Genomic DNA, 24,415 nt, shown 5'->3' with positions numbered 1-24,415 from the left:
TCAGGTGGTGTGACGTGCCCGCGCACCGCGTTCGATCGCGGCGGCATGCAGGCGATCAATGCTCAGCTCGTAACGAATTTCTTCAAGCAGGCGCAGCTCGGATTCCGCCAGCGAGCCGTCGGCGGCGGCCACATCACAGGCCAGTGCATAGGCAGTTTCGTTCAGCCGTTCGGGCAGATTGTCGCGGATCAGGCCGAACAGGGCGTCCAGCCCGTCCTCTTGTTCAAACAGGTCAAACACAGTTTGCGAAACGCGGCGGGTTCGGTCGATGTCATACTCGGCAAAAACCGGCAGCATGTTGACCGCGCCTTCGATCTTAACCAGCTCAGCGGTGCGGATGGTTTCATCAGACGCAGAGATCGCAACCATGATCGCAACAAGGCAATCCTGAGGGGACATTGGGTGGGGTACTTGTTCGGTCATGGTGTCGTCCTGATTAGGCTTTCTGCGTCAGCACGATAGGTGGGCAAGCGGGCAGGTTCAACGGGTTTCGCTTCGGCGAGGCTAGAGAATGGGCAAAGGACCGCGCGTTTTGGTTTGCCGCAGTACAAAATTGCTGCGTGTGTCGCGCACAAGGCCGGATTTCAAAAGTCGCTGCATAATGAAGTGCTCAAGCTCTTCCGGCGTCTTGGCATAGACTTTCAGTATAAAATCGTGATCCCCGGTGATTGAGGCGCACTCGACGATCTGAGGTTCGGTTTCAATCAGGCGCAGGAACGCGTTGATGCTGTCCTCCTGATGCTCGCGCAAAGCCACGTGAACGTAGGCTATGGCGTTCAACCCAACAGACTTGGCGCGTACCTGCGCGGTATAGCCGGAAATAATACCAGCGGCCTCAAGGTCGCGCACACGCCGCCAGCACTGCGAAGCGGATAACCCCGTGCGATCCGCAAGGTCCTGCATGGATTGACGGCCGTCCATTTGAAGCTCTTGCAAAATAGCGATGTCGGCAGATTGAAGTGTTTGTTTCATGAATTGTCAGTCAATGATACATGTTTGTCAAAATTTTCACATTTACCTGCTATTTTAAACCAATTTCCTCAAATCACGAGGGTAAAATTTTCGCAAGGAGGAAAAGTGATGCCCAAGTCGACCAAATATCTCGCCAAGATCGCCGATGCGCGTGGCCATATCGCGTACAAATCAGAAGAGGATGCGGTTTGGGCCGACCTTTACGTAGCCCAAGAGGAAAATGTTCAGCGCTATATGGCGCGGGACTATCTGGACGGGTTGAAAAGACTGGACCTGCCAAAAACCGCTGTGCCGTCTTGTGCCGATATCTCTGAACGGCTTCTGGATATGACCGGTTGGCGGGTCCAACCGGTGCCTGCGCTGATCGGGTTCAAGACTTTTTTTGGCATGCTGGCGGACAGGGTCTTTCCCGCCGCATCCTTTATCCGCTCACGCGAAGATTTCGACTATATCGAAGAACCTGACATCTTTCATGAGATATTCGGTCATACGCCCCTGCTGAGCGATCCCCGCTTTGCGGCTTTCAGTCATGCCATTGGGAAGGCCGGGGTACAGGCTAGCGACAAAGATTACTCTTGGCTGATCCGGCTGTACTGGTTCTCAATCGAATTTGGACTGCGCCGTCAGGACGGTCAAATCAAGGCGCTGGGCTCAGGGCTTGCATCTTCGCCGACCGAGCTTGTCTACGCCGTCGAGAGCGACATCCCCGATCGGGACCCGTTCGACGTTACAACAATCCTGCGCACCCCCTATCGGATCGACATGCACCAAATGGGCTATTTCGTGTTAAACTCACCCGAGGAGTTGTTTGCAGCTGCCGAGCGCGACCTGTTGCAGGACGTGCGCAAGGCTCAATCCCTTGGATTGCTGCCGAACAAGTTTCCGGAAAAAGCAACCGCAGCGGAGTGAACGGATCATGTCACTAACAGGAGAAACCTGCAGCCTCTCAGATCGCACCTGCGTACCCTGTTCCGGCGGTGTCCCAGCTTTGACGCGCGATGAGGCCGACACCCACATGGCCGGGCTTTCTGCTGATTGGCAGTTGGATGCAGATGCAAAGATGCTGAGCAGGCATTTTAAGTTCAAGGGTTTTGCCAAGGCAACCTATCTAGCAAATCTCTGCGCGTGGCTTGCTGATCAGCAAGGACATCATCCTGATGTCAGCTTCGGGTGGGGTTACGTGGAAGTCAAACTAACGACCCACGAAATAGATGGTCTGAGTGAGAACGATTTTATCTGGGCTGCGAAACTGGATCAGTTGACCGCCTAAATCGGCCTTTCCATCAGGAAAAACAGCGCGCTTTATTGACTCATGCTGCACCGGCACAATAGGAGGGGTCGGTCGGTTGCATGGGGCGACTGGCACTGTTTTTCCCCGATGGAGCAAATCTGATGCCTGAACTGCGTGAAACCGCAATGTCGTCCAAGGCCTGGCCTTTCGAAGAGGCGCGCCGGTTGCTCAAACGCTATCAGAAAGGCGCTCCGGAAAAGGGATACGTGCTGTTTGAAACAGGTTATGGCCCCTCGGGTCTGCCGCATATCGGCACGTTTGGCGAAGTTGCGCGGACCACGATGGTCAAACGTGCATTCGAGGCGCTGTCGGACATCCCGACGAAGCTGATCTGTTTCTCGGATGATTTGGACGGCATGCGCAAGGTGCCAACCAATGTGCCAAACCCCGAGATTCTAGAACAGCACTTGCAGCGTCCGTTGACCTCGGTGCCGGATCCGTTTGGCACGCATGACAGCTTTGGCGAACATAACAACGCGATGCTGCGAAGGTTCCTTGATACCTTTGGGTTCGAGTATGAGTTCTACTCGGCCAAGGAATTCTACGAATCCGGTCAGTTTGACGAGATACTGAAACGCGCGGTTGAGCGTTACGACGAGATCATGGCGATCATGCTCAAAAGCCTGCGCGACGAGCGTAAGCAGACCTATTCTATATTCCTGCCATTGCACCCCGAAAGTGGGCGGGTGATGTATGTGCCGATGAAAAGGGTCTGTGCAGAGACCTATACCGTGACCTTTGACGATGAAACGGGCAAGGAATGGACCGTTCCTGTCACAGGCGGCCACGTCAAGCTGCAGTGGAAGCCGGATTTCGGCGCGCGTTGGGCTGCGCTGGGCGTTGATTTTGAGATGTACGGCAAGGAACACGCCACGAACGAAAAGATATACGACGCGATCTGTCGTGCGCTGGGTGGCCGCGCGCCCGAGCATTTCTCGTATGAGCTGTTCCTGGACGAAAACGGTCAGAAGATATCCAAATCTTCGGGCAATGGCGTGTCGATCGACGAATGGCTGACCTATGCGCCGACCGAAAGCCTGACTTACTTCATGTATCAAAAGCCCAAGACGGCCAAGCGGATGCATTTTGATGTGATCCCGAAGGCATATGATGAATATCATCAGCAATTGCGAGCGTATCCTGGGCAGGGTCTGAAGGCACAGCTGAACAATCCCGTCTGGCACATTCACGGCGGGAACGTTCCGGAATCCACCCTGATCGTGCCATTCGCGATGCTGCTGAACCTTGCGTCTGTGTCCGGGGCCGAGGACAAAGAGGCGCTGTGGGGCTTTATCCGCCGCTATGCGCCCGAAGCCACGCCCGACACCCATCCTGACCTGGATCAGGCTGCGGGCTTTGCCGTGCGTTACTTCAACGATTTTGTCAAACCCACCCGCCAGCACCGCGCGCCGAACGATCAGGAACGCGAAGCGCTGGAGGCTTTGAAAGCCGCGCTTGAGGCCTATGATGGTCCGGTTGAGGACGAGGCGCTACAATCCGTGGTTTATTCCATCGGACGCGAGCGGTTCGACCCGATGCGCGGCTGGTTCACTGCGCTTTATGAGGTGCTGCTGGGTGCCTCGCAGGGTCCACGCTTTGGCGGGTTTATCGCCCTTTACGGCGTGCCCGAAACCATCGCACTGATCGACAAGGCTTTGGTCGGGGATCTGGCCTGATTTGACCTGAAACCGCATGGGGCTACCTTTCAACAGGAGGTGGCCCCATGCGTCGTTTACTACTTGCTGTATCACTCAGTGCCGGACTGGCCTCGGGCGCGTTTGCCCAAAATGCCGAGATTGAGGCAAATATTGCGGCGCAAATACAGGCGTTTAAGGCAGATGACTTTGTCACGGCCTTTACCTTTGCAAGTCCCAACATCCAGAACTTTTTTGGGACGCCCGAGAACTTCGGAGCCATGGTCCGCAATGGTTATCCCATGGTTTGGAGACCTGCCGAGGTTCGCTTTCTGGAACTGCGAGAGGTTGCTGGCGCATTGTGGCAGAAGGTCATGATCACGGATGGCAATGGACAAGTGCACGTTTTGGATTATCAGATGATTCAGCAGGAAAACGGCTGGAAGATCAATGGTGTGCAACTTCTGGGAAACTCAGATCCGGCCGCTTGATGAAATACCACCGTCACGGTGATATGAGCGGCGGTTAATCCCTATTCGGTACTCAGACTTTTGCGTTCGGGCAGCCCCGGACACTGGGTTTGTGCGTGCAGTGACCTGCTGCGCGCAATTGGGAAAGGGATTTCTATGAACAAGGCAATCACCGACGGCATTGTCTTCATGCCGCCTGCTTTCGCGAATGGTCTGAGCGTCTGGTCCAGAGGCGACGGGACACCAGGTTCGCCAACCTATAACGGCGCACCGAACGGGGCATTTGTTCCGGCGGATCCGGATTTTGGCGGCTGTCTGGAAATCCTGAAAGTGCAGGCCACGCAACAGCTTCGCTATATGGGACAGACGCCCCTGATCCCGGGATGCTATTTGCAAATCAAGGCGCGGGTCAAAGCGATCAGCGGTCCCTTGCCGCAGGTTCGTATTGCGGCTTGGGCGGGCGGGGCCGGAGACCAGCAGGTACCCGGTGTGGTCGATCAGGGGCCGGTCACGCAGCTATCGGGCTATGGCACCGTCCACGAAATCACAGCGATCGTATGCAATGGTCAACGCTCGGGCGTCGATATGCCCTGGGGCGTTGCAGCGCTTTATGGGCATTTCGGTCTGAACATCGACGGTGCCAATGGTTCGCTCGTTCGGGTCGATGATATCGAGATTACCGATGTCACCAGTATCTTCCTGCGCGAAATGATCAGCACTGTCGACGTGCGTGACTATGGTGCAATCGGCGATAGCGTCGTCGACGATTCCGTAGCGTTCGAAGCAGCGGACCAGGCCGCTGGCGGTCGCAGGATTTATGTCCCGAAAGGCACTTATTTGCTGGCGCAGAACACGTCGATGTCGTCCGAGATGGATTTCGAGGGCACAATCATCATGTCCGACGACAAGATGTTGTTGCTGACAAAGAATTTCGACCTTCCGGCTTACATCGCAGCATTCGGGGACGAGGAGCTGGCGTTCAAAAAAGCGTTTCAGGCGTTGTTGAACAATTCGGATCATGAATCGCTCGACATGGGCGGGCGCAAAATCTCGGTTACAGCGCCAATTGACATGGCCGCTGCCGTTCCGAACCGGCAGGGCGGTTTTTCGACCCGGCGCATCATCCGTAACGGGCAGTTCGATGTCAAAAGCAGCTCGGCCTGGGATACCGAAACCTTCACCTCGGTCGCAACCTACAACCCGGCGGATTCGACCAAGCTGACTAATGTGGAGAACATCGCCAACATTCCGGTTGGCGCACTGGTGCAGGGCAATGGTGTTGGGCGTGAAATCTATGTGCGCTCCAAGGATGTCGGTGCCGGAGAGATCAGGCTGAATGACCCGCTTTATGATGCGGCGGGGACGCACACCTTCACGTTTCAGTCGTTCAAATACCTGTTGGATTTCAGCGGTTTCAGTACGTTGCGCAAATTTGGCATGGAAGAGATCGAATTTCAGTGCAACGGTCGCAGCAGCGCAATCCGACTTGCGCCGTCCGGCAGTACTTTTGCGGTGACGAATTGCTTTATCAGCCGGCCCAAAGATCGCGGCATCAGCTCGCACGGAACCGGATGTCAGGGGATGTTGATCGACAATTGCCAGTTCCTGTCGACCGAAGAATCCTTCAACGTGTCTGACCGCAAATCCATCGCGTTGAATGCCAATGCAAACGATATCAAACTAAGGCACAATCGCGCCGTGCGGTTCCTGCATTTTGCTGTGTTGGCCGGATCCAACAACCTGATCTTAGGCAACCACTTTTTCCAGGGTGACAGCATCCCGCAGGGTATCCGCAGCGCCGGGTTGATCATGACCGGGACCTATAACAGCTCGACCATTTCCGAAAATTATGTCGATAACTGCTTTGTCGAATGGACCAATGAACGGGATGCAAACCCGGTCTACACAAGCGGATATTCCTTCAGTTCGATGACAATTTCGGACAACATCTTTTATGCCAGCGAAGTCGCGCCGTGGTTCAGTCAGATCGTCATTCGACCTCATTGGGCCGGGCACTATCTGAACGGCGTGGTCGTGACCGGGAACAAATTCCGGTCTAGCAGCGGTCGTATCGACCGGGCCGACCGCGTTGATACCAGCTTTGCCGATCTGAACCATTCGGCGCATCTGAACGTGATTTTCGAAGACAACACGTTCAATGGCATCAACGCAAAGGTGGAAAACCCGTTGCGAATCCGACGCTCGCAACAATCGGCATCCTCGGTTTGGACTATTCCTGCTGACGGCCGGTTGCCCTTTGGCGGTAAGGCACGCGGGTGCGATGCGGTTACGGTGTTGGGGCCGCTCAGAAATGCGGGCGGGCAGATCGTTCATGCCACGCCCTATGTCGAGTTAGAGCAGGGCGCAAATCAGGACAACATCCAAATGCGCTGGCCTTTGCCCGTCAGTGGGTCGGTGTCGGCCATCATGCGAATGGAATACTAAGCGGCCCCCATCACGGGCGTCTTAGAATGTATTCCATATAGCCAGCCTGATGCCCGTATTTTTGCGGGCATCATTGCGCTCCAAGCCCAGAACCCATGTGGTGGGGCTGTCCTTGGTGCGGATCATGATCGAGGGCTTGATCCTCCAGTGCAGGGGGTGGTCGCTTTGGTACGCGGTTTCGATCTGCAGCAGGGGGTTGATAAGGCGCGGGGATGACAGGCCTGCAGTAAGGTCCAACTTGCGATATACCGCATCATGCGTTCGAAATTCTAGCGCAGCGTCAATGGCGATCCAGCCATTGCCCCAGCCGGTCTGAAACCCCTTGCCGTACGAGAGCGTGGCTTTGTACAAGGCCCAGGCTCGCATCTGGCGATGATGGGCACCGATTGCAATCTCGGCAGCAAAGCGCCCTGACTTTTCGAATTCGGCGACAGGCAAGCGGGCAAACACCAGAGCGTGCCCATAAATGTCGCGGTGCTCTTCAACGTCCAGGCCAAGCGTTAGCTTCTCTCGCAACCCGTACTCGGCATAAAATGACCCTTTGTAGTCGTATCCGTAATCCGGTTCCTTAAACGCCGTTACGGCAGTCGATACAAAAGCAGCGCCCTTGTCCCGCAACCAAGCGCCAGACCAGGCTGGTGAGGCTGCTAACAACAAAATCAGAAGGATTGAAACCCGGCGCATGAGCGCAGCATCCGCCAGCATGGTTAACGGATCGTTAGGATTTGACCCAAATCCGCAGGAACTCTATGCCGCTGAATGACAAAGGAAACACAAGACCTTTTCAAAACCTATGTTAAGTTTGAAACAGATAGAGGAGAATCCAGATGCCGAAGATTGCCAAAGACGCCAGCGTCCAGACAGTTATCACGACCTTTGAGATGACGCCCGGCACCTGCCAGGACCTGCTGGAAGCTCTGACGGATGCTTATGCGGAATTCATCTCGAAACAGCCCGGATTTGTCGCCGCGGGACTGCACGTGAATGACGCGCAGACGCGGATCGCCAACTATTCGCAATGGGAACGCCGCGAGGATTTTCTGGCCATGCTGCGCACCACGGAAATGCGCAACCGCAATCGGCAGATTAACGAGCTGTGCAAAAGTTTTGAGCCGGTGATGTATGAGGTGGCCGGGACCTTTGGTGGAGCCTGATCTGAATCAATGCCTAACAGCCTGAGATGGTGCAAGGTTCAGGCGTGAAAACGGAGGTGCGCGTCATGTATCACAATATTCTTGTCCCCATTTCCTTTGATGCCGAAAGGGATATCTCTGGGCCGTTGAAGCTGGCCGAAATACTGGCGACATCGGATGCACAGGTCACGTTGCTGCACGTGGTCGAGCATATTCCGAGCTATGCCATTTCTTACATGCCGCCCGAGTATCTGGTCGAAGCTCGCAAGGCGCTGCAGATGGAACTGGACGCGCTTGCGGAAAAACTGCCCAACGCCAAAGGTGTTCTGGCCGAGGGTCATTCGGGGCGGACAATTCTTGACTGGGCAGTCGAACATAAGCCTGACCTGATCATCATGGCATCTCACCGTCCGGGGATGCAGGATCTGTTGCTGGGTTCTACGACCAACCACGTCGTGCGCCATGCGGCCTGCGCCGTTCATGTGGTGCGCTGATCGGGCCAAATGTCGGTTGGGGCAAGGCGCCATGCCTTGCCAAAGCCGCCGTTCAAAACTGCATCGGAAATGGTGAACGTGACGAACCCGAAATCGGTGAAGTCCGCATAGAGCTTGGCCTTGGGGCGAAGGCTCACATACCGCGCGCGCAGCGCGGTGTGTTTCTCTGTCTCTCTGACGACGAACTGCGCGATGGCATGTAGCGTCAACCTTGGGTGCGTCAACGGATCGCCTTTATCACCGGGTTCACCAATCAACAGGGCGCAGGCCGAATTGGTGGTCAGTGCCCGGGTGTGGTCGGCCAGGGTTGAGATCAACGTGACCGGATGCCCCTGACTATCCGTTGCTAGTGCTACGCGCGACACAGAAGGAAACGCACTATCGGGGCGCAGCACGGCCAGCGCGCCGAACGTCGCGTTTTCGATCAGGTTGCGGGCCATTTGGCAGGCTGTGTCATCAACCGGGCGGTACGGATCGGTGTTGGTCATTGGTGTCTCAGCCTTGGGCGTTCATTCGGGTGCAACATTATCCGCATTGCGACCTGTGCGCGAGGGGTCGTACAGGTCTCGATTTTGCCGCAAAGCCGGTTTAAGTCTCCGATATGGTTCTCAATGATTCCGAGCAGGGCTCGAATAAGAAAAACCAAAGAGCCGCAGCGCGGCATCGGCGCGCGGATGCGCTGCGCAGACGAGCGTTGTCGCCTGTACGCATCATTTTCATGATCCTCATGTTGCCCGCCACCACCGCGGCGATCGCGGTAGGTGTCTTTTTGCGGACATCCGAATTCGAAAGTCCCGATGCCCTTTTGCATTTGGTAGCGTTGGCTGGCTGTCAGGCCGCCGAAGCGCTTGTACCCGGGCCGTACTGGGACGGTGAGCCGGGATATCACGCGCGCAACGATACGGATGGAGATGGTGTTGCCTGCGGGGCGACGGCTCCTCAGTTCGCAACCCCCCAACCGGCTGCGGACCCTCAACCAGCTGCGGCGGCGCCTCAGCGGCAGGTGGGTACGGCCAAGTTCGTCCGGCCCTGATCACCTCGACCCGAAACATTCAAATCTATGCTATAGTGCACGTGACGCGCCAATTCGGCCGTCAGTGGGGGATTTCGCCCTGAAAGGGAGAAAAGTCATGTTTGCACGTATTACGCAGTTCAAAATGAAGCCTGGCATGCGGGATGCTGCCGAGGCCAAAATGAATGAACTGAAAGACCAGATTATGGGCATGGAAGGTATGCACAGCTTTACCAATGTCATGAACGAGGACGGCACCGGATTTGTTGTCGCAGTTGTCCAAAGCAAGGAAACATCAAACGCAAACGCATCCAAAGTGGCCAAGCTTTGGGGCCATTTCGCCGAATTTCTGGAAGGCCCACCATCCCCTGCGGGGTATGACGTCGTGGTTCACTGGGACAAGGGATAAAACCTCGCCCAGCGCTTGCCAAACCACACCCAATCGCCAAAATTGGGCTGATGACCCGCGATGAATTCAACAGCTTTTGTGCCAACCTCAAAGCCACCAGCCATGTGGTGCAATGGGGCAATGCAGATGTGTGGAAAGTAGGCGGCAAGGTGTTTGCGCTTTGTGGCTGGAACGACGGCAAGGATGCTTTCACTTTCAAAGCGACCGATCTGGCTTTTGAGGTGCTGGGCAGCGAACCCGGCATCCGCCCAGCGCCTTATCTGGCGTCGCGGGGCATGAAATGGCTACAGGTCTATGACGAACGCGGGATGAGCGATGCGTCGCTGCGCGAGCATATCGTGACGTCCTACGAGTTGGTCGTGGCCAAGCTGACCAAGAAATTACGGGCGGAATTGGGTGTTTAGCCCTTCATCGCCTGCAGCAATTCCAGCAGTTGTTTTCGGTCGCCGTCATCCGTGTAGTCACCGGTGGCCAGACGCTCGGCAATGCGCAGGCGCAGGCGTTCCTGCTGGGTGCGCACCTCTTCGCCTGCGGTCTCAGCCAGAGTTTTCATGATCATCGCCACCGCCTGTTGCCGCTTGGTGGTGGGGTTGGCGATATAGTCGACGAGGCTCTGTTGCCCGGAATCGAGGATTTTTTCGGCCAGATCACGCAGTTGATCGCCATTGGGCAGCAGCGGGGCAGGGGCGTCCTCGGGCGGCAAGATTTCCGGTACGCTGCGCGGGGTCTCGGCCAGCGCATTTGCGCCGTCGACAAAGGCCTCGGTGATCATCCTTGTGATCTTGATGGCGCGCGGGTCCTTGAACAGGGTCGAGGCGATGGCCACGCCGTAATCGGTATAGACCCACGGATTGACCCGCCGCCCACCGCGGCCTTTGGGCTTTGAAATCACATTCCGTGATATCAAATCCGCCACCTCGGCATCGGTCAGCTGAAAGCGGTAGTCCTCGAACAGGTCGGTGTTGCGCGACACGGCCTGATTGAATGCGCTGACGGATTTCCCATAGAACTGCGCCAGATCCTCGGCCAGCACCACGCGGGTGCCACGCACCCTGTGGATGGCGCTTTGGACTTCATGTGTGCTGGGCAGGTTTTTCGGGTTCGTCATGGCCGCCGTTTGGAATCACAATTTGTGATTTCAAACGTGACGCAGCGCGCGCTGGGCTGCAAGTTTGAAGTGCCGTGGAAGACGCAACATGATACAACTAACGCTTGCAAATGAGCGCGAACGTAGACAGGTTTTGGAGACCAATTAACCAATACGAAGTAGATTAGTGTCAGCCCAACACGCAGATCCGATCCAGCAGTTTGTTCAGTTTCTATACTCGGACTTACCCGCCGAAAATGAATTTGAAACGGCGCGACCAAAGCTGGCACATTATTCCTCGCTTTTTGTGCTTGAGAGCATGTTGAAGAATGATGAGCTCTGGCTTTCTAACCCTTTAGTAATGAATGACTATGAAGAAGTTGCATTTGGGATCAACGCGTCACTGCGAGCGATATATCAGCATGAAAGGCTGCTAAACTCACTACAAACAAAGCAGAGATGTGATCTTTTTCTAGCTAGTTTTCAATCTTGCTATGACGAATATGGAACGAGTGAGATAGCCGAATTGTACGTTGGTTGTTTGTCGCAATACGATGATCGTGAGCCCAACGGAAAACTGTCGATGTGGAGAGCCTATGGCGCTGATGGTGGGGGTGCTGCGATTGTTTTAGACACTGCGAAGCTGACGAGTGTTCCACAGCGTGGCCTTGTCTTGGCAAAGGTAGTCTACGGCACTGCGCAAGAGCGGTTAGCTTGGATTAACAGGCTATTCAGTTCTGTCGCGGAGTTCTTGAGAAAAGTCGAATTTGATGATGCTGCGGTCCCTACTCTTGCCAAAGAAGTGTTTAAGAGGATTGTGTTGGCCTCGATCTTTTCAAAGGACGTCGGGTTTCGAGAAGAACAAGAGTGGCGCCTTGCATATTTGAAAGACCGCGATCCAGAATCTCAATTTGAGAAGATGAAGAGCTACTCGATTTCAGGCCGTGGAATCGAGCCTCGCCTGAAGCTGAATATGGGAGCGCTTAGCCGCATCTTTGGCATGGACTATTCCTATGAAAATTTAGCTGACGCGGTAATTCTTGGCCCAACAGCCAGTACGCCAATTTCTGTGATGGCGACCCGCAAGATGCTGCAAGAATTTAAGAAAACTACATTGGCGAAGAAAGTGCGGGGAGCGAACATTCCGTATCGTCGGCAGTAAAGGATTCCTACCGCTTTCTCCGCTTCACATTCCCACCCCGCTGCCCCGGCCTGCCAGCCGTTGACCTCCCACGCGATTTCACTGCATCTTCCGAGGCTTTCTCGACCGCCCATTGGCGCGCCATGGGGTCGTCGGCGATGGCCAGATCGACCGCTTCCAGACGTTTGATCTCATCCCGGATGTTGGCGGCCTCTTCGAATTCCAGGTTCTCGGCGGCTTTGCGCATCCTGTCGCGCAGACCGTCCAGATGGGCTTCGAGGTTCGCGCCGTGCATCGGTTTGTCGATGGTGGCGGTGACGCGGTTCATGTCGACGTCGCCCTTGTAGAGACCGGCCAGAACATCCTCGACATTCTTTTGTACGGTCGCGGGGGTGATGCCGTGTTCTTCGTTATAGGCGACCTGCTTGGCGCGGCGGCGGTTGGTTTCGCCCAGCGCGCGCTCCATGCTGCCGGTGATCTTGTCGGCATACATGATCACCCGCCCGTCAGCGTTCCGTGCGGCGCGGCCGATGGTCTGAACCAGTGAGGTCTCGGATCGCAGGAAGCCTTCCTTATCGGCGTCCAGAATGGCGACCAGACCGCATTCGGGGATGTCGAGCCCCTCGCGCAGCAGGTTGATCCCGATCAGCACGTCGAACGCCCCCAGACGCAGGTCGCGCAGGATTTCGATACGTTCCAGCGTGTCGATATCCGAGTGCATGTAGCGGACCTTGATGCCCTGTTCGTGCATGTATTCGGTCAGATCCTCGGCCATGCGTTTGGTCAGGGTGGTGACCAGCGTGCGATAGCCATCGGCGGCGACCTTGCGCACCTCGTCCAGCAGGTCGTCGACCTGCATGCCGACAGGGCGGATTTCGACCTCGGGGTCCAACAGGCCTGTTGGGCGGATCACCTGTTCGGTGAAGACACCGCCGGTCTGTTCGATCTCCCACTTCGCAGGCGTGGCGGAAACGAAGACAGATTGCGGGCGCATGGCGTCCCATTCCTCGAACTTGAGGGGGCGGTTGTCCATGCAGGACGGTAGGCGGAACCCGTGTTCGGCCAGCGTGAACTTGCGCCGATAGTCGCCCCGGTACATGCCGCCGATCTGCGGCACGCTGACATGGGATTCATCGGCGAAGACGATGGCATTGTCGGGGATGAATTCGAACAGCGTCGGGGGCGGCTCACCCGGTGCGCGGCCGGTCAGATAGCGCGAGTAGTTTTCGATCCCGTTGCAGACGCCAGTGGCCTCAAGCATTTCCAGATCGAAGTTGGTGCGCTGTTCCAGGCGTTGGGCCTCCAGCAGTTTGCCCTCGCCGACCAGCTGGTCCAGCCGGATGCGCAGTTCCTTTTTGATGCCGATGATCGCTTGGTTCATCGTTGGTTTCGGTGTTACGTAGTGTGAATTCGCATAGACCCGCACCTGATCCATCGACGCGGCGCGTTCGCCGGTCAGCGGGTCGAATTCGGTGATAGTCTCCAACTCCTCACCAAAGAACGAAAACTTCCACGCCCGGTCCTCAAGGTGAGCAGGCCAGATTTCCAGTGAATCGCCCCGAACCCGGAACGAACCGCGCTGAAACGCCTGATCATTGCGGCGGTATTGCTGGGCGACCAGATCGGCCATGATCTGACGCTGGTCGTATTCGTTGCCGACCTTCAGATCCTGCGTCATCGCCCCGTAAGTTTCGACCGAGCCGATACCGTAGATGCACGAGACCGAGGCCACGATGATCACGTCATCGCGTTCCAGCAGCGCGCGGGTGGCCGAGTGGCGCATCCGGTCGATCTGTTCGTTGATCTGGGATTCTTTCTCGATATAGGTATCCGACCGCGCGACATAGGCCTCGGGCTGGTAATAGTCGTAGTAGGAGACGAAGTATTCGACCGAGTTTTCCGGGAAGAAGCCTTTGAATTCGCCATAAAGCTGGGCCGCCAGCGTCTTGTTGGGCGCAAGGATGATTGCAGGGCGTTGGGTTTCTTCGATCACTTTGGCCATAGTGAACGTCTTGCCGGTTCCCGTCGCGCCCAGCAGAACCTGTTCTCTTTCGCCGTCAAAGATACCGCTGGTCAGTTCCTTGATCGCAGTTGGCTGATCACCAGCAGGCGCAAACTCGGTATGCATGACGAACTGCTTGCCACCTTCGAGTTTCAGGCGCGCGCGAACGTCATCAGCGGTCAGCTGTGTCTTGTCGGAATGGGCATAGGGCATAGGCAGGCTCCGGGTCAGGCCCTTACATTTGTTCTTATTTTGTCCAACTGCAAGGCCTGATCCGGTTCAGAAACTCAGTTTCAGTAATAGGCATACTGTGCATCGGGGATTTGAACCGATTGCACCTTGTTGGCCAGCGCTTTCAGATTGCTCTCCAGAACCCGGCCCATCATCGCCTTCATCAGTGTTTGACCCATCAGCCAGCCCAGTGGGCCATATTTCATCTGGTAATCCATGCTCCAGACGACCCGCGAATGGCCATTCGCGAGGGGTTCGATGGTGATGGACGCATGTGCTTGGGTCAAAGGCATCGCCGGCATCTCGGACAAGTGTACGCGATAGCCTTTGTTGACTTGCCAATCGGTCACTTCCTCGACCAGCGAGGTGCCGTTTTCAAAGTGGCAACGCCGTTTCGACCCGACGCCGTCTTGCCCAGTCGTCAGCGCGTCCACCGAGGCGACTTGTGGTGCGAATTCGTCGATATGCATGAAACGGCTTAGAATAGCCCAAAGGGATTCGGGCCGGGCGTCGATTTCCAGGCTTTTTCTATGGTGGATCATGTTGGGGTCCTCTTGATGGCGTTGCACGATTTATAAAAGGCCCTGATGACAGTTTCTGACATCAGGGCGTGACCAGCCGCGACAATTCCCATCTTGTCCCAGCCTGTACTCTGACGCATAAACAATCTCAGCCAAGTGAGGACGGAGGGGCGACATGCGCGCACGGATTTACAAGCCTGCCAGGAACGCAATGACTTCGGGGATGGCCAAGACCCGCAAATGGGTTCTGGAATACGCGCCCGCGTCGTCGCGTGAGGTTGATCCGCTGATGGGCTGGACGTCTTCCGACGATACGCAATCTCAAGTGCGCCTGAAGTTCGACACCAAGGAAGAGGCCCTGGATTATGCCAAAGACAATGGCATCGAAGTCCAGGTTAGCGAACCGCACAAACGCAAACCCAACCTGCGTTCGCGCGGCTATGGTGAGAATTTCGCCACCGATCGGCGTGCGCCCTGGACCCACTAAATGATCGAAATCCATGAGGCGGATCCGACCTCGGACGCGCTGCGCCCATTGATCGAGGCGCATTTCGCCCATGGCGAAGCTGCAGGACCTGCGGAAAGCAACCATACCATGGATGCCCAGGCTCTGGCTGCCGAGGGCATCAGGTTCTGGGCCATGTTTGAGGACGGACAGCCCGTCGGATGTGGAGCGTTAAAGGCGTTGCCGGACGGAACGGCCGAGGTGAAGTCTGTTCACATCATCTCGAAGGTGCGTGGACGCGGTCTGGCGCGTCAGATGATGAACCACCTGACAGATGAGGCCGGCATCCAAGGGGTGGCGGCTTTGGTTCTGGAAACAGGTTCGGAACATCTGCCGGAATATGCGGCCGCCCGTAAGCTATACGAACGGCTTGGGTATTCCTATTGCGGTCCGATTTTTGGATATGAAGACGACCCGAACAGCGCCTTTATGCGCTTGGCTCTTGAACCCCGGAAGTAAAAACAGCAAGAAGGGCCCAGCGGTCCCGTAGCTCAACTGGATAGAGCAGCTGACTTCTAATCAGCAGGTTGAGGGTTCGAGTCCTTCCGGGATCGCCAATTTATTTTATACACTTAAGCGACTAATGATCTGCCTATTTTACCGGTCTTCTGATATCTGGGGGACATATGGGGGACAAAACGCTATTTCCACCATTGCAAAATGGCTGTGTCTAGCCCCCGCGTTCTGGGTCATGCTTGTCGCGATGCGGTGGGCCTTTAGATAAGTCGCGTCGATCATCACGGTTTTTTCCTCGCCATGTTCGGAAGCCAGGCCGACCATCATCCGCGCGAAGATGCCTTTCTCGCTCCATCGTTTCCACCGGCTGTACAGCGTCTTATGCTGCCCGTATTCCTTGAGAGCGTCGCGCCAGCGCAACCCGTTGCGATTGATGAAGATAATCCCGCTCAGCACTCTCTTGTCATCGACCCGTGGCTTGCCGTGCGACTTCGGGAAGAAAGGGGAAAGCTTGGCCATTTGCTCGTTGGCCAGCCAGTAAATGTCGCTCATATCACCACTCCATTTTGGAATCCGTGAATCAGGCCGCGAGTTGAAAATCAATGCGCCCTAACCCTAGCCTGTCCAGATCCGGCGATACGCCGAACAGATTGCGCATTGCTTCCGAGGACTTTTGTTGGAGCACAGATTGCACACAATACAGACGGTAAGCGGCAATATCTGGTCGGACAAGCCTACTATGTTCTGTATTTGTTCTCATCGACTGATTGGCCTAACCGAATCCCATTTGACCTTCACGCGGACTTGGAATCCCACTCCGAGGGCGAATGGGAAACTGTCCTTCGCGCTTGGGCCAAGCGTCATGGCATTAAACTTAAGATTCAGTGGTATCTGCCTTTGCAACAAACGATTGAGGATCTGCACTCACGTAGATATGTCGCCAAACCTCAGGATCATTGGGCAGCCATAAAGGAATGGTCGGAGCGACATGACGTTCCTGCGCCAGACAAGCTACCTAAGGGCCAGAACAAGATTAGAGGTTGGCAGAGGGGGTACAGGCCAACCCCTATTCTTGTCTCGGAGGGGGGGGGGTGAAGTAATTCTTAATTTAGAATACGTATTCGCGATTTCGTTAACATTATGAAAACCCCGTAAAAATGCAAGTTTTTTGGAAACAGTCTGTTTTCAAATCGTAAACTAAGGGGTTCAAGAAGAAATGTGGACACATTCTTTCAAAACGCGCTACTTTTAGATTGGGTGGCACGTCTTGTTACTAGTAAATTCTAGTTTTTTGACTGGATTTGAGGGGGTTACTTAGTTCGGCGTGTCGCCTCACGTATTCCAAGTCAACTACAAAGAACCACGCATTACGGTAATTAAGTGTCAGAGCGTAGCCGCATGTTTCACGACATGGTCCTAGTTAGAAAACTTCCAACAGGTAACTGTGTGAAGCGGCGCGCATGATGGGGTTTAACGATTTTTTTGAGGGGGTACGAGTTACGCGCGTCGCACCTGTTTGCATGTTTTGTTTTTCGCAATGCTCAGCCCGGTTCTAATGCCAGGCAAATGTCAATCTAACAAGCCGCGCTGGTGAAAAATCACTAAGCAATCTAGACTTGTCACTATAAACCAAGAGAAACCCAGACCGTACTTGGATATCGCGGAGTGAGTTTTGCAAAATATCGCCGTTCGCACTGCCCCGTCGAGCGAAACTCTGCCGTTTAAAGCTTGCGCGCGTTTTTTAGACTGCAGTTTGTGGAAATTTGAACGAGTTTGCTTCGAAGATTGCGCTGAATCAGGGGATGGGTGATGTCGCAGGCCAGCACGCTTGAGCGTGAAATGCTAAATTTGATCAATGCAGAACGTGCATCGCGCGGACTTGATCCTGTGCAGCTGGAACTCCGCTTAAACGCTTCGGCCGAAGAGCACAGCCAGTGGATGCTGGAATCCGGTAGCTTCTCGCATACGGGCGAGGGCGGTAGCTCGGCCACCCAGCGCATGCGTGACGCGGGTTTTGTGTTGTCCGGGCCCTGGTCCACCGCCGAGAACATTGCTTGGCAAAGCCAACGCGGAGATCCGGGATTTTCGGACGATGTCGTTGATTTACACAATGCACTTATGAACATCCCCGATCACCGCGCCAACATCCTGAATCCGAACTTGGCATATATCGGCATCGGAATTGAAATTGGCTCATTCGGTGGTACTCCCGCCGTCATTGCGACCCAGAATTTTGCCCGTACTACGGCGAGTGTCCAGTTGGACACTGGTGCCGGTTCGGGTGCAGGTGGTTCCGATACGCCAGCAGATCCGGCGACCCTCGTTCCCGATCCAGACGAACTAGCAAGTCCGGTATCGACATCTTCGCACGAGAATCTGTCGTTCGGGGGCACGGACACACTCAGAGTGACACCGGAAGAACTGGAGCAGAGTATTGTCAGCGGGTTTGGCGTGGGAAAATTCCTGGTCATCGAAGGGGTTGAGCTAAACCGGTCCAACATCCGTTTCACCGATGGCTCGAACGTGGGTTTCGATCTTGATGGTGACGGCACGACGGACCTGACTATTTCTCTGGACGGTGAGCAGACAGGCGGCGACTTTTTTGCCATCGCCAAGGATGGAAACATTGTGGTCAGCTATGCAAATTTTCTACCTGACCTTGCGCCTGGAGTCAGAGTTGACACCAGCATCGTCAACAAGTCCTTTCTCGAAGGCAACGGCACGGCGGATTTTCGGATTCAAATGGTCGACCTTGGAACCGCGGACTTTAACAATGTCCTTGGCGTTTACGACATTCTGTGCAATGGCGAAATTGCGAATGTTCGACTGATTTTTGAAAACACCAATGATGCGAATGGAATAGTGAACTTTAGTAACGTGACCGACGGAAGCCACCTTGGGTTCTTTATTGTACAGGATGGTGCTGATTGGGCCCAGGCCCTTCCAGACAGCGACGATCTGAATTTTGTTGCCAGCAATGGTGGCATGGCAGACGTGGACGACGAATTTGATTTCGTTTTGACTGTGAATGGGAATTCTGCTGGCGTTACCACGTTTCACGCCGATAAGGCGGCCTTGAACAGTGACGATCAGCGACACGCGCTTTCGGGTATCGTGTCGGGTGGCCTAGTCAATGACCATCGGTTTCGAGGACTTAACGGGTGGGGGCGACTATGACTTCGAGGATGTGGTGTTTAACGTCACCAGGGATGAGGATGACTCACTTACGGTCGGGTAGCGTCATGCAGAGCGAATAATGCTAAACACGTTTAAATCCATCGCACGCCTGTCAAAGCGATCTAGATGATCAAATGATCCTATTGATAGACTCAATGGGGAGCGAAAGCCGAAAGTGTTGTCAGTGGTTTGAAAGTAGCAAAAATTGCGTGACGGTTTACTAGAATATGACAGCTTGCTGCGATCAAGTATTTGGCCGACCGCACAAAATCAAAGAGTTGCTGCAGCGATGGCACAGCACTGCATGTCATGCCAATGGGGCCGAGAGGGCAATTTTCCTTTTTCAATCCTTAGATACGGACTCTATAAAATGTGTTCCAAATTTTTGTTTGCCCTGTTTGGAAAATCATTGGGAAACTGTGGGCTGCCAATCCGAGTATTCGCACCGTAATTATGATCCAAGGCGGAATTTTGTCGGTGCCATGCCAGTCTGACCTCGGAAAAACCTAGTGAAATGGGACTTGTCGGAATAGCCGAGCATCAGACCAATCTCCGCAATTGTCATCTGGTCTTCTTTGAGGTGCTCTTTGGCGACATCGACACGCAGCCGTTTGATTTCACGGGGTAGAGTTGTGCCTTGTTGCTGAAGCGCTTTCAGAAACCGTTCCGGGCGTATTCCCAGCATTCCAGCCACTATCTCTGGCCCCAAATTGGTTTCATCTAGTTTGTCGCGTAAGACAGAGCGCAAAGCTGCCACCACGGTTACTTCTTCCTCTTGTTGAGGTGAAGCTATGGGCTTGGCAGAGCCCTCAGAGACATGGTGCAAAAACAACCATTCCACAGGAAAACTAATTTGCATTCCGGGATCAGTCCCAAGGCCAACCTCGATCCCTTTGTAGTCGATAGGCAGCCCATTGATGTATCTGCTTTCCCATCGCACGCGGGAAGGATCCCAGGCATCTCCGACGACGGTCTGCAATAGGCGTACATAGATTGCAGCACCAAAACCGGTCACCTGAATGGGTGGGACAGTTGGTTCCTGTTGCCTCTCGATACGATAAGTCGCTTTGTCTGCTTCAATAACAAGGCTGTGCCGCACAGAATTGGACTCCTGCGGTACGAGCCCAACAAAGCGGGTAAAAAACTCGTATAGCGTTTTTGTAGATTGCAAGGCTTGAGCGAAGGGCGGCCATCCTTGTAGGTCAAACACCTCACCTACATTCAGTCCTAGGTATCGATCCCCTGATACTTCTGAGAAGGCATTCACCAAACCGTAGACCAGCTCTGAGTGAACGAACACGGATGGGTCAGACAATAGTTCGACTTTCAATCCGACCTGGTCCAATGCTGGTTGCGGATTGATCTTGCGTTCGGTGAGATATTGTAAAAACGGAGCGGCTAAGGAGAGGCGAATAAAGCCCTCGCTATGCTCTTGAGAGGTGGAGTTGAAAGGCAAGCTCGTCACCCTTGTGATGATTAGTATTTGTATTCAGTGGCCATTTTTATAATCACATTCGAACATCCTAATTCAAAAGTGGCAACCGAGGCAAAGTTTTCCGGACTACTGTTGGCAAAACATGAATATGAAGGGAGTACTTATGTCCGGTCTACGAATGTCGCTTTGCTCGACGGTAATTGTCGCTGCAGGTCTTTCTTTTTCAGCGTCCGCGCAGGCTCAGGATCAAGGAGAACCCCAAACGTTGTTTACCAACGTGCACATCTTCGATGGCGTGAATGAACAGCGCATCGAGAATGCCAGCGTATTGGTCGAGGGCAACCTGATTAAGTCCGTATCAACCGATGCGATCGATGCCCCCAATGCTACAGTCATTGACGGAGAGGGGCGGACACTGACCCCCGGGTTTATTGAACTGCACGCGCATCTCATGCTGATGGGACCGACCTTGCCTGCGATGGAGGCCAACACGACCTGGGAGGATTTTGCCATACACGGTGCGCGGATGGCCGAGATGTATTTGATGCAGGGTTTCACCACTGTCCGGGATGCCGGTGGCGCTAATGGCGGACTACGTAGGGCGATAGACTCGGGGCAAATCGAGGGTCCTCGTTACTATCCATCTGGGGCATTTATTGGAACACGCGGTGGTCACGCTGACTTCGCGAATTTCACGGCACCACCTGGTTCGGAGACAAACATGGGTCGGCTGAACATGGCTCAGGAGGTCAGTGGTGTTGATGACGTCTATAAATTCGCACGTAACAACTTTCGTATGGGCGCGACGCAATTGAAATTCATGCAATCCGGGGGTGTCGTGTCGGCATTCGACCCTTGGCAATTGCTGGCCGGGTCGCCCGAAGAAATCAGAGCCGCCGTCCAGGTCGCGAATGAATATGGCAGCTATGTCATGGCGCATTCCTATCGTAAGGAAGCTATCCTGAGTGCGCTCGACGCGGGTGTGATGTCAATCGAACACGGTTTTTCTTTTGACTGCGAAATTGCCGAAGTCATGAACGAGAAGGGTGCGTTCATTACAACAAACCTAACTGCATTTGACCCCGGCCTTCTCGACATTCCAGCTGTGGCGAACGTGCCGGCGAGCCTTGCCAAGGCAAAGTCTGCGTCGGCCACATTTGCTGGCTATATCGACAATATGAAAGAATGCCCGGTGAAGCGGGGTTTCCAGACAGACTGTGTTGGTTCGGTGGAGGCGTGCAATATCCAGATTGCCTACGAAAAACACTTAAACAATGATTTTTTCGGCCCCTATACGTCCATGGTCACGCTGACATCGACGGGCGGTGAAGTCGTCGCTCTGTCAGGGGATTTTATGAACCCGTATACCGCTGGAAAACTGGGTGTGATCGAGGAAGGGGCCTATGCGGACATCCTGCTGATCGATGGTAACCCCCTCGAAGACTTCTCGGTCGTTGGCACGGGTGATCAGTGGTTTGGTGCCGATCCGAGGCCGGAAAGCCCTGAAACGATCCGGCTGATCATGAAGGACGGTGTGATATACAAAAATACACTGAAATAACCCCAAAACTCGACCGGAGAGTATTCATGTTCTTTTGGTTTCGTTCCGTCTTGCTCGCGGGTTTGGCCTGTTACGGTCATTCCGCCATGGCAACGCCAGGAACAGCGCTGGACTGGGTCGATCTTCCAGACCCATCTGTGCAGGTCTATGAAGATCCCTATCGGGACCTCAGCCCCGAACAGTTCGACGACGTCCTTTTCTTTGTGCGGATACGTGGCAGGCTGCAGCAAGACGCTGGCAGCGTGGAAGAAAGACAGAAATGGCAGGAGCTTCTGACCGAGACCGAGGATGCCTTGGCGGGAGTTGGCGTTGATGTCGACTGGCTGCTCGATCAGCGAGAGTTTGTGAAAGAACGGCGACGAAAGGCAGGAACGAGTGGAAATCCTCAACTCGACGGTCAAACAATAACAATCGCGGGCTTTGCCATTTCGGGCCCGAGCGATCCAGACGGGCGATCTGTGGCGTATCTAGTGCCAGAACGAGGTATGTGTAGCCACATGCCCCCGCCCCCGCCCAACCAGATGATCCGTGTGCGGTTGAATGGCGACTGGACGCCCAGCTATTTCCACGAACCCGTTCGGCTGACGGGCACACTGACTATCGATCCCACTGTTCAGAATATGATGGTTGTGGACGGCCTCATGCCTATGAATGCGACATTCCAGTTGGATACGGAACGTGTCGAAACTCTGGAAACCGAAGCAGACAGGCTGGAATGGAAGCAGCGCGCCGCTGATCGTATCCGAGCGGCGGGCAGTCGCAAGACCGGCGGGGCAAAGGCGTCTGAATGATAAGACTTCTCGTTGTCGCACTGAGTATTGTCTTTGCTGGCGCAGCGTCGGCTCAGGGATTATCCGGGCCATCTTCCGTCGAAGCTGATCTAGAGCCCGGAGATGGGCTAACTGATCCGCAATATCGTTCCGATTTTCCGCTCAATATTGCACCGGGTTGGTTTCAGTGGAAAGACCGACTGGCTGAGGGTGGGTTTCGGTTCAACGTGGACTATTTGGCGTTGGGCCAAACCACGAACGCGGATCTGGGGGAGGGCGAAGCTGCCAGCGGAATTGCGCGGTTCTATGGCAGTTGGCAGGCGACTGAACGGGGGTCTCTGACATTCAAGATCGAAGACCGGCACAGTTATCGCCCTCCGGCACCAGAAACCATCATCCCGATGGAACACAGGCCGATCATGCACTAACAATCACGTTGGACCCGTCAGATAGGGCTGCTCAGCAGCATCTGGGAGGTATGGGCTCGAAGCAGTCATTCGCCGCGCTCGGCGTAAACGACCGCTGTGCGGACAAAGCCGACATCGCGCGGGTTCTAGAAAGCTTCTGGCGGTTTGGCCAGAGGCCCCCAAGTTTCCGGGTCAGGTAAGCCGACACTTGACCATGCCTCCAGTAATACCTTGGAATCTGCTGACCGTGTACGAGGCAAGTCATCCAAAATGTCGAACCAAGGCATTTTGCTTTCTATCCCGGAGTGGACCGATGGAGCGAAGTTTTCTGGGTTATCGAGGCTTGAAGTGTGCATAACCAAGTAAGCCGTTTCCCTCGGCTGAACGAGTTGGTCGGTTAGGCTTGCTCCGCACTTGGCGCAGAAGCCCCGTTTGGCTATTGGGGTAGTCGCGAAATACACGGGCTCTTCATCAAGAAATCGAACAGCAGAAACGGGAAAAGCCGTCCACGCATTGACCGCTGACCCAGAGAATTTTCTACAGCAGCTGCAATGGCAATACCCTGTACTGATCGCGGGTGCATTAACTTCGTACCGGACGGCTCCACAAATGCAGCCGCCCTTTACCATAGTCTTTGCCAATTCGTCCTTTTCGAAATCCAGAAACCCGCCTTCTTCGCCGCGCTTTGACTGGGTCATGTAAACATGGACTGAAGTATCCGTGCTTTTTAGTTTTTTGTGCCCGCAATCCGCAAGTGGAATGTCTACCTTACCATTTATTTGCGCCATCACTTCGCCGGAGACCGCTATTCCTCCTGGCTCGGCCATTGCTTCGAGCCGAGCGGCAATATTAACACCATCTCCCAATATATCTGCCCCATGTACAACGACATCACCAAGAGAGACCCCGATACGCAAGATGAGTGCATTATCCATGTTCGACTGACGGGCTTCGAGCGCGGACGCTTTTTGAATGCCAATTGCACAGTTGACCGCCTCAATTACGCTTGAGAACTCAGCCAAGAATCCGTCGCCAGTAGACTTGAAAACACGGCCTCGGTTCGCCTCAACTTGCATGCGGATGATTTCACGTTCCAGACGTACCAACTCGGCCAATGTTCCGCTCTCGTCGCGCGAAACCAGCCCCGCGAAACCAACAACATCCGTGGCCAGAATGGCCGCCAATTTGCGTTCCATCTCTATTCCTTAGAACTGTTATGTATCTGCTGGTTTCTGTACAGCTTAACATAAATCGCCATAGCC

The 24,415-nt window shown here is 54.7% G+C and carries 27 protein-coding genes, 1 tRNA gene and 1 pseudogene; 19 read left to right on the top strand and 10 right to left on the bottom strand.

From position 1 onward, the window contains the following. A complete protein-coding gene (locus RUA4292_RS17250) occupies nucleotides 1-423 on the bottom strand; it encodes a tellurite resistance TerB family protein (RefSeq protein ID WP_058273455.1) in 423 nt (140 codons plus the stop codon). 81 nt (nucleotides 424-504) lie between these two features. Further along, complete coding sequence (locus RUA4292_RS17245; protein WP_058278718.1) at nucleotides 505-972, bottom strand: Lrp/AsnC family transcriptional regulator; 468 nt, start codon at nucleotides 970-972, stop codon at nucleotides 505-507. Between the two features lie 108 nt (nucleotides 973-1,080). Between RUA4292_RS17245 and phhA the strand changes: the two genes are divergently transcribed. The 5 genes from phhA to RUA4292_RS17220 all read left to right on the top strand — a co-directional run bounded on the left by phhA (nucleotide 1,081) and on the right by RUA4292_RS17220 (nucleotide 6,812). Beyond that, nucleotides 1,081-1,881: a phenylalanine 4-monooxygenase gene (gene phhA / locus RUA4292_RS17240; protein ID WP_058278717.1), complete on the top strand. Its 801-nt coding sequence runs from the start codon at nucleotides 1,081-1,083 to the stop codon at nucleotides 1,879-1,881. A 7-nt stretch (nucleotides 1,882-1,888) separates the two neighbouring features. Further along, entirely contained in the window at nucleotides 1,889-2,242 is a 354-nt protein-coding gene (locus RUA4292_RS17235) for a 4a-hydroxytetrahydrobiopterin dehydratase (RefSeq protein ID WP_058278716.1), read from the top strand. 122 nt (nucleotides 2,243-2,364) lie between these two features. Beyond that, nucleotides 2,365-3,939: a lysine--tRNA ligase gene (locus RUA4292_RS17230; protein ID WP_058278899.1), complete on the top strand. Its 1,575-nt coding sequence runs from the start codon at nucleotides 2,365-2,367 to the stop codon at nucleotides 3,937-3,939. A gap of 47 nt (nucleotides 3,940-3,986) precedes the next feature. Next, nucleotides 3,987-4,388, top strand: coding sequence for a DUF4864 domain-containing protein (locus RUA4292_RS17225; protein WP_058278715.1), 402 nt, complete (start codon nucleotides 3,987-3,989; stop codon nucleotides 4,386-4,388). A 135-nt stretch (nucleotides 4,389-4,523) separates the two neighbouring features. Continuing rightward, the gene (locus RUA4292_RS17220) at nucleotides 4,524-6,812 is read left to right on the top strand and encodes a glycosyl hydrolase family 28-related protein (RefSeq protein WP_058278714.1); all 2,289 of its coding nucleotides are present in this window, start codon (nucleotides 4,524-4,526) and stop codon (nucleotides 6,810-6,812) included. Nucleotides 6,813-6,833: 21 nt separating this feature from the next. On the opposite strand, the gene RUA4292_RS17215 is transcribed toward RUA4292_RS17220, so the two are convergent. Further along, the gene (locus RUA4292_RS17215; protein WP_233493485.1) at nucleotides 6,834-7,496 is read right to left on the bottom strand and encodes a hypothetical protein; all 663 of its coding nucleotides are present in this window, start codon (nucleotides 7,494-7,496) and stop codon (nucleotides 6,834-6,836) included. A gap of 143 nt (nucleotides 7,497-7,639) precedes the next feature. Between RUA4292_RS17215 and RUA4292_RS17210 the strand changes: the two genes are divergently transcribed. Both RUA4292_RS17210 and RUA4292_RS17205 read left to right on the top strand, forming a co-directional pair. Further along, nucleotides 7,640-7,966, top strand: coding sequence for an antibiotic biosynthesis monooxygenase family protein (locus tag RUA4292_RS17210; protein ID WP_058278712.1), 327 nt, complete (start codon nucleotides 7,640-7,642; stop codon nucleotides 7,964-7,966). A gap of 65 nt (nucleotides 7,967-8,031) precedes the next feature. After that, on the top strand, nucleotides 8,032-8,439 hold the full coding sequence (locus RUA4292_RS17205) for a universal stress protein (protein WP_058278898.1): 408 nt from the start codon (nucleotides 8,032-8,034) through the stop codon (nucleotides 8,437-8,439). On the opposite strand, the gene RUA4292_RS17200 is transcribed toward RUA4292_RS17205, so the two are convergent. Then, nucleotides 8,424-8,927 (bottom strand): HugZ family pyridoxamine 5'-phosphate oxidase, encoded by a 504-nt coding sequence (locus RUA4292_RS17200; protein WP_058278711.1) that lies wholly within the window; start codon nucleotides 8,925-8,927, stop codon nucleotides 8,424-8,426. The two genes, RUA4292_RS17205 and RUA4292_RS17200, sit on opposite strands and share 16 nt — an antisense overlap. A gap of 230 nt (nucleotides 8,928-9,157) precedes the next feature. Here RUA4292_RS17200 and RUA4292_RS17195 point away from each other — a divergent pair, with 230 nt between their 5' ends. The 3 genes from RUA4292_RS17195 (at nucleotide 9,158) to RUA4292_RS17185 (ending at nucleotide 10,264) form a co-directional block, all read left to right on the top strand. Continuing rightward, nucleotides 9,158-9,472, top strand: a complete 315-nt coding sequence (locus tag RUA4292_RS17195; RefSeq protein ID WP_370737422.1) for an excalibur calcium-binding domain-containing protein — start codon at nucleotides 9,158-9,160, stop codon at nucleotides 9,470-9,472. A 97-nt stretch (nucleotides 9,473-9,569) separates the two neighbouring features. Continuing rightward, nucleotides 9,570-9,860 carry a hypothetical protein gene (locus tag RUA4292_RS17190; RefSeq protein ID WP_058278709.1) on the top strand — a complete coding sequence of 97 codons (291 nt, stop codon included), beginning with the start codon at nucleotides 9,570-9,572 and terminating at the stop codon, nucleotides 9,858-9,860. 50 nt (nucleotides 9,861-9,910) lie between these two features. Then, nucleotides 9,911-10,264: an MmcQ/YjbR family DNA-binding protein gene (locus RUA4292_RS17185; RefSeq protein ID WP_058278708.1), complete on the top strand. Its 354-nt coding sequence runs from the start codon at nucleotides 9,911-9,913 to the stop codon at nucleotides 10,262-10,264. On the opposite strand, the gene RUA4292_RS17180 is transcribed toward RUA4292_RS17185, so the two are convergent. Then, a complete protein-coding gene (locus RUA4292_RS17180) occupies nucleotides 10,261-10,968 on the bottom strand; it encodes an ORF6N domain-containing protein (protein WP_058278707.1) in 708 nt (235 codons plus the stop codon). The genes RUA4292_RS17185 and RUA4292_RS17180 overlap by 4 nt on opposite strands. 166 nt (nucleotides 10,969-11,134) lie before the next feature. On the opposite strand from RUA4292_RS17180, the gene RUA4292_RS17175 reads away from it, so the two are divergent. Continuing rightward, a complete protein-coding gene (locus RUA4292_RS17175; protein ID WP_058278706.1) occupies nucleotides 11,135-12,109 on the top strand; it encodes a DUF2971 domain-containing protein in 975 nt (324 codons plus the stop codon). Nucleotides 12,110-12,116: 7 nt separating this feature from the next. Here RUA4292_RS17175 and uvrB read toward each other — a convergent pair whose 3' ends face one another. Both uvrB and RUA4292_RS17165 read right to left on the bottom strand, forming a co-directional pair. Further along, nucleotides 12,117-14,303, bottom strand: a complete 2,187-nt coding sequence (uvrB, locus tag RUA4292_RS17170) for an excinuclease ABC subunit UvrB (protein WP_058278705.1) — start codon at nucleotides 14,301-14,303, stop codon at nucleotides 12,117-12,119. A gap of 80 nt (nucleotides 14,304-14,383) precedes the next feature. Continuing rightward, entirely contained in the window at nucleotides 14,384-14,863 is a 480-nt protein-coding gene (locus tag RUA4292_RS17165) for an SRPBCC family protein (RefSeq protein ID WP_058278704.1), read from the bottom strand. Nucleotides 14,864-15,017: 154 nt separating this feature from the next. Here RUA4292_RS17165 and RUA4292_RS17160 point away from each other — a divergent pair, with 154 nt between their 5' ends. The 3 genes from RUA4292_RS17160 (at nucleotide 15,018) to RUA4292_RS17150 (ending at nucleotide 15,904) form a co-directional block, all read left to right on the top strand. Beyond that, the gene (locus RUA4292_RS17160) at nucleotides 15,018-15,329 is read left to right on the top strand and encodes an ETC complex I subunit (protein ID WP_058273439.1); all 312 of its coding nucleotides are present in this window, start codon (nucleotides 15,018-15,020) and stop codon (nucleotides 15,327-15,329) included. Beyond that, on the top strand, nucleotides 15,330-15,806 hold the full coding sequence (locus RUA4292_RS17155; protein WP_058278703.1) for a GNAT family N-acetyltransferase: 477 nt from the start codon (nucleotides 15,330-15,332) through the stop codon (nucleotides 15,804-15,806). Nucleotides 15,807-15,827: 21 nt separating this feature from the next. Beyond that, nucleotides 15,828-15,904 (top strand) — tRNA-Arg (locus RUA4292_RS17150). A 112-nt stretch (nucleotides 15,905-16,016) separates the two neighbouring features. On the opposite strand, the pseudogene RUA4292_RS17145 reads toward RUA4292_RS17150, so the two are convergent. Further along, nucleotides 16,017-16,355 (bottom strand): annotated as a pseudogene (locus RUA4292_RS17145) (transposase); the annotation flags it as partial. 1,257 nt (nucleotides 16,356-17,612) lie between these two features. Here RUA4292_RS17145 and RUA4292_RS24215 point away from each other — a divergent pair. Next, the gene (locus RUA4292_RS24215) at nucleotides 17,613-18,980 is read left to right on the top strand and encodes a CAP domain-containing protein (protein WP_082637181.1); all 1,368 of its coding nucleotides are present in this window, start codon (nucleotides 17,613-17,615) and stop codon (nucleotides 18,978-18,980) included. Continuing rightward, entirely contained in the window at nucleotides 18,937-19,041 is a 105-nt protein-coding gene (locus tag RUA4292_RS25660) for a DUF4114 domain-containing protein (RefSeq protein ID WP_082637180.1), read from the top strand. Before RUA4292_RS24215 ends, RUA4292_RS25660 begins: the two co-directional genes overlap by 44 nt. 390 nt (nucleotides 19,042-19,431) lie before the next feature. Here the strand turns inward: RUA4292_RS25660 and RUA4292_RS17130 are convergent, their stop codons facing one another. Continuing rightward, nucleotides 19,432-20,436, bottom strand: a complete 1,005-nt coding sequence (locus tag RUA4292_RS17130; RefSeq protein WP_145975008.1) for a helix-turn-helix domain-containing protein — start codon at nucleotides 20,434-20,436, stop codon at nucleotides 19,432-19,434. A 142-nt stretch (nucleotides 20,437-20,578) separates the two neighbouring features. Here RUA4292_RS17130 and RUA4292_RS17125 point away from each other — a divergent pair, with 142 nt between their 5' ends. The 3 genes from RUA4292_RS17125 to RUA4292_RS17115 are packed head-to-tail and all read left to right on the top strand — an operon-like array spanning nucleotide 20,579 to nucleotide 23,174. After that, nucleotides 20,579-21,976 carry an amidohydrolase family protein gene (locus tag RUA4292_RS17125; RefSeq protein WP_082637179.1) on the top strand — a complete coding sequence of 466 codons (1,398 nt, stop codon included), beginning with the start codon at nucleotides 20,579-20,581 and terminating at the stop codon, nucleotides 21,974-21,976. Between the two features lie 26 nt (nucleotides 21,977-22,002). Beyond that, complete coding sequence (locus tag RUA4292_RS17120; RefSeq protein ID WP_058278700.1) at nucleotides 22,003-22,767, top strand: DUF3299 domain-containing protein; 765 nt, start codon at nucleotides 22,003-22,005, stop codon at nucleotides 22,765-22,767. Further along, on the top strand, nucleotides 22,764-23,174 hold the full coding sequence (locus RUA4292_RS17115; RefSeq protein ID WP_058278699.1) for a hypothetical protein: 411 nt from the start codon (nucleotides 22,764-22,766) through the stop codon (nucleotides 23,172-23,174). The genes RUA4292_RS17120 and RUA4292_RS17115 overlap by 4 nt, the downstream gene beginning before the upstream one ends. Before the next feature lie 125 nt (nucleotides 23,175-23,299). Here RUA4292_RS17115 and RUA4292_RS17110 read toward each other — a convergent pair whose 3' ends face one another. After that, nucleotides 23,300-24,349 (bottom strand): GFA family protein, encoded by a 1,050-nt coding sequence (locus RUA4292_RS17110; protein WP_058278698.1) that lies wholly within the window; start codon nucleotides 24,347-24,349, stop codon nucleotides 23,300-23,302. Nucleotides 24,350-24,415: the final 66 nt, after the last annotated feature.

This window comes from Ruegeria atlantica (assembly GCF_001458195.1).
Classification (GTDB): domain Bacteria; phylum Pseudomonadota; class Alphaproteobacteria; order Rhodobacterales; family Rhodobacteraceae; genus Ruegeria; species Ruegeria atlantica.
This window is presented reverse-complemented; position numbering and strand designations above follow the sequence as displayed.

Coding starts and splice junctions, on each gene's coding strand:
- RUA4292_RS17250 (WP_058273455.1), bottom strand. CDS start 423: ATGACCGAACAAGTACCCCACCCAATGTCCCCTCAGGATTGCCTTGTT.
- RUA4292_RS17245 (WP_058278718.1), bottom strand. CDS start 972: ATGAAACAAACACTTCAATCTGCCGACATCGCTATTTTGCAAGAGCTT.
- phhA (WP_058278717.1), top strand. CDS start 1,081: ATGCCCAAGTCGACCAAATATCTCGCCAAGATCGCCGATGCGCGTGGC.
- RUA4292_RS17235 (WP_058278716.1), top strand. CDS start 1,889: ATGTCACTAACAGGAGAAACCTGCAGCCTCTCAGATCGCACCTGCGTA.
- RUA4292_RS17230 (WP_058278899.1), top strand. CDS start 2,365: ATGCCTGAACTGCGTGAAACCGCAATGTCGTCCAAGGCCTGGCCTTTC.
- RUA4292_RS17225 (WP_058278715.1), top strand. CDS start 3,987: ATGCGTCGTTTACTACTTGCTGTATCACTCAGTGCCGGACTGGCCTCG.
- RUA4292_RS17220 (WP_058278714.1), top strand. CDS start 4,524: ATGAACAAGGCAATCACCGACGGCATTGTCTTCATGCCGCCTGCTTTC.
- RUA4292_RS17215 (WP_233493485.1), bottom strand. CDS start 7,496: ATGCGCCGGGTTTCAATCCTTCTGATTTTGTTGTTAGCAGCCTCACCA.
- RUA4292_RS17210 (WP_058278712.1), top strand. CDS start 7,640: ATGCCGAAGATTGCCAAAGACGCCAGCGTCCAGACAGTTATCACGACC.
- RUA4292_RS17205 (WP_058278898.1), top strand. CDS start 8,032: ATGTATCACAATATTCTTGTCCCCATTTCCTTTGATGCCGAAAGGGAT.
- RUA4292_RS17200 (WP_058278711.1), bottom strand. CDS start 8,927: ATGACCAACACCGATCCGTACCGCCCGGTTGATGACACAGCCTGCCAA.
- RUA4292_RS17195 (WP_370737422.1), top strand. CDS start 9,158: ATGATCCTCATGTTGCCCGCCACCACCGCGGCGATCGCGGTAGGTGTC.
- RUA4292_RS17190 (WP_058278709.1), top strand. CDS start 9,570: ATGTTTGCACGTATTACGCAGTTCAAAATGAAGCCTGGCATGCGGGAT.
- RUA4292_RS17185 (WP_058278708.1), top strand. CDS start 9,911: ATGACCCGCGATGAATTCAACAGCTTTTGTGCCAACCTCAAAGCCACC.
- RUA4292_RS17180 (WP_058278707.1), bottom strand. CDS start 10,968: ATGACGAACCCGAAAAACCTGCCCAGCACACATGAAGTCCAAAGCGCC.
- uvrB (WP_058278705.1), bottom strand. CDS start 14,303: ATGCCCTATGCCCATTCCGACAAGACACAGCTGACCGCTGATGACGTT.
- RUA4292_RS17165 (WP_058278704.1), bottom strand. CDS start 14,863: ATGATCCACCATAGAAAAAGCCTGGAAATCGACGCCCGGCCCGAATCC.
- RUA4292_RS17160 (WP_058273439.1), top strand. CDS start 15,018: ATGCGCGCACGGATTTACAAGCCTGCCAGGAACGCAATGACTTCGGGG.
- RUA4292_RS17155 (WP_058278703.1), top strand. CDS start 15,330: ATGATCGAAATCCATGAGGCGGATCCGACCTCGGACGCGCTGCGCCCA.
- RUA4292_RS24215 (WP_082637181.1), top strand. CDS start 17,613: ATGTCGCAGGCCAGCACGCTTGAGCGTGAAATGCTAAATTTGATCAAT.
- RUA4292_RS25660 (WP_082637180.1), top strand. CDS start 18,937: ATGACCATCGGTTTCGAGGACTTAACGGGTGGGGGCGACTATGACTTC.
- RUA4292_RS17125 (WP_082637179.1), top strand. CDS start 20,579: ATGTCCGGTCTACGAATGTCGCTTTGCTCGACGGTAATTGTCGCTGCA.
- RUA4292_RS17120 (WP_058278700.1), top strand. CDS start 22,003: ATGTTCTTTTGGTTTCGTTCCGTCTTGCTCGCGGGTTTGGCCTGTTAC.
- RUA4292_RS17115 (WP_058278699.1), top strand. CDS start 22,764: ATGATAAGACTTCTCGTTGTCGCACTGAGTATTGTCTTTGCTGGCGCA.
- RUA4292_RS17110 (WP_058278698.1), bottom strand. CDS start 24,349: ATGGAACGCAAATTGGCGGCCATTCTGGCCACGGATGTTGTTGGTTTC.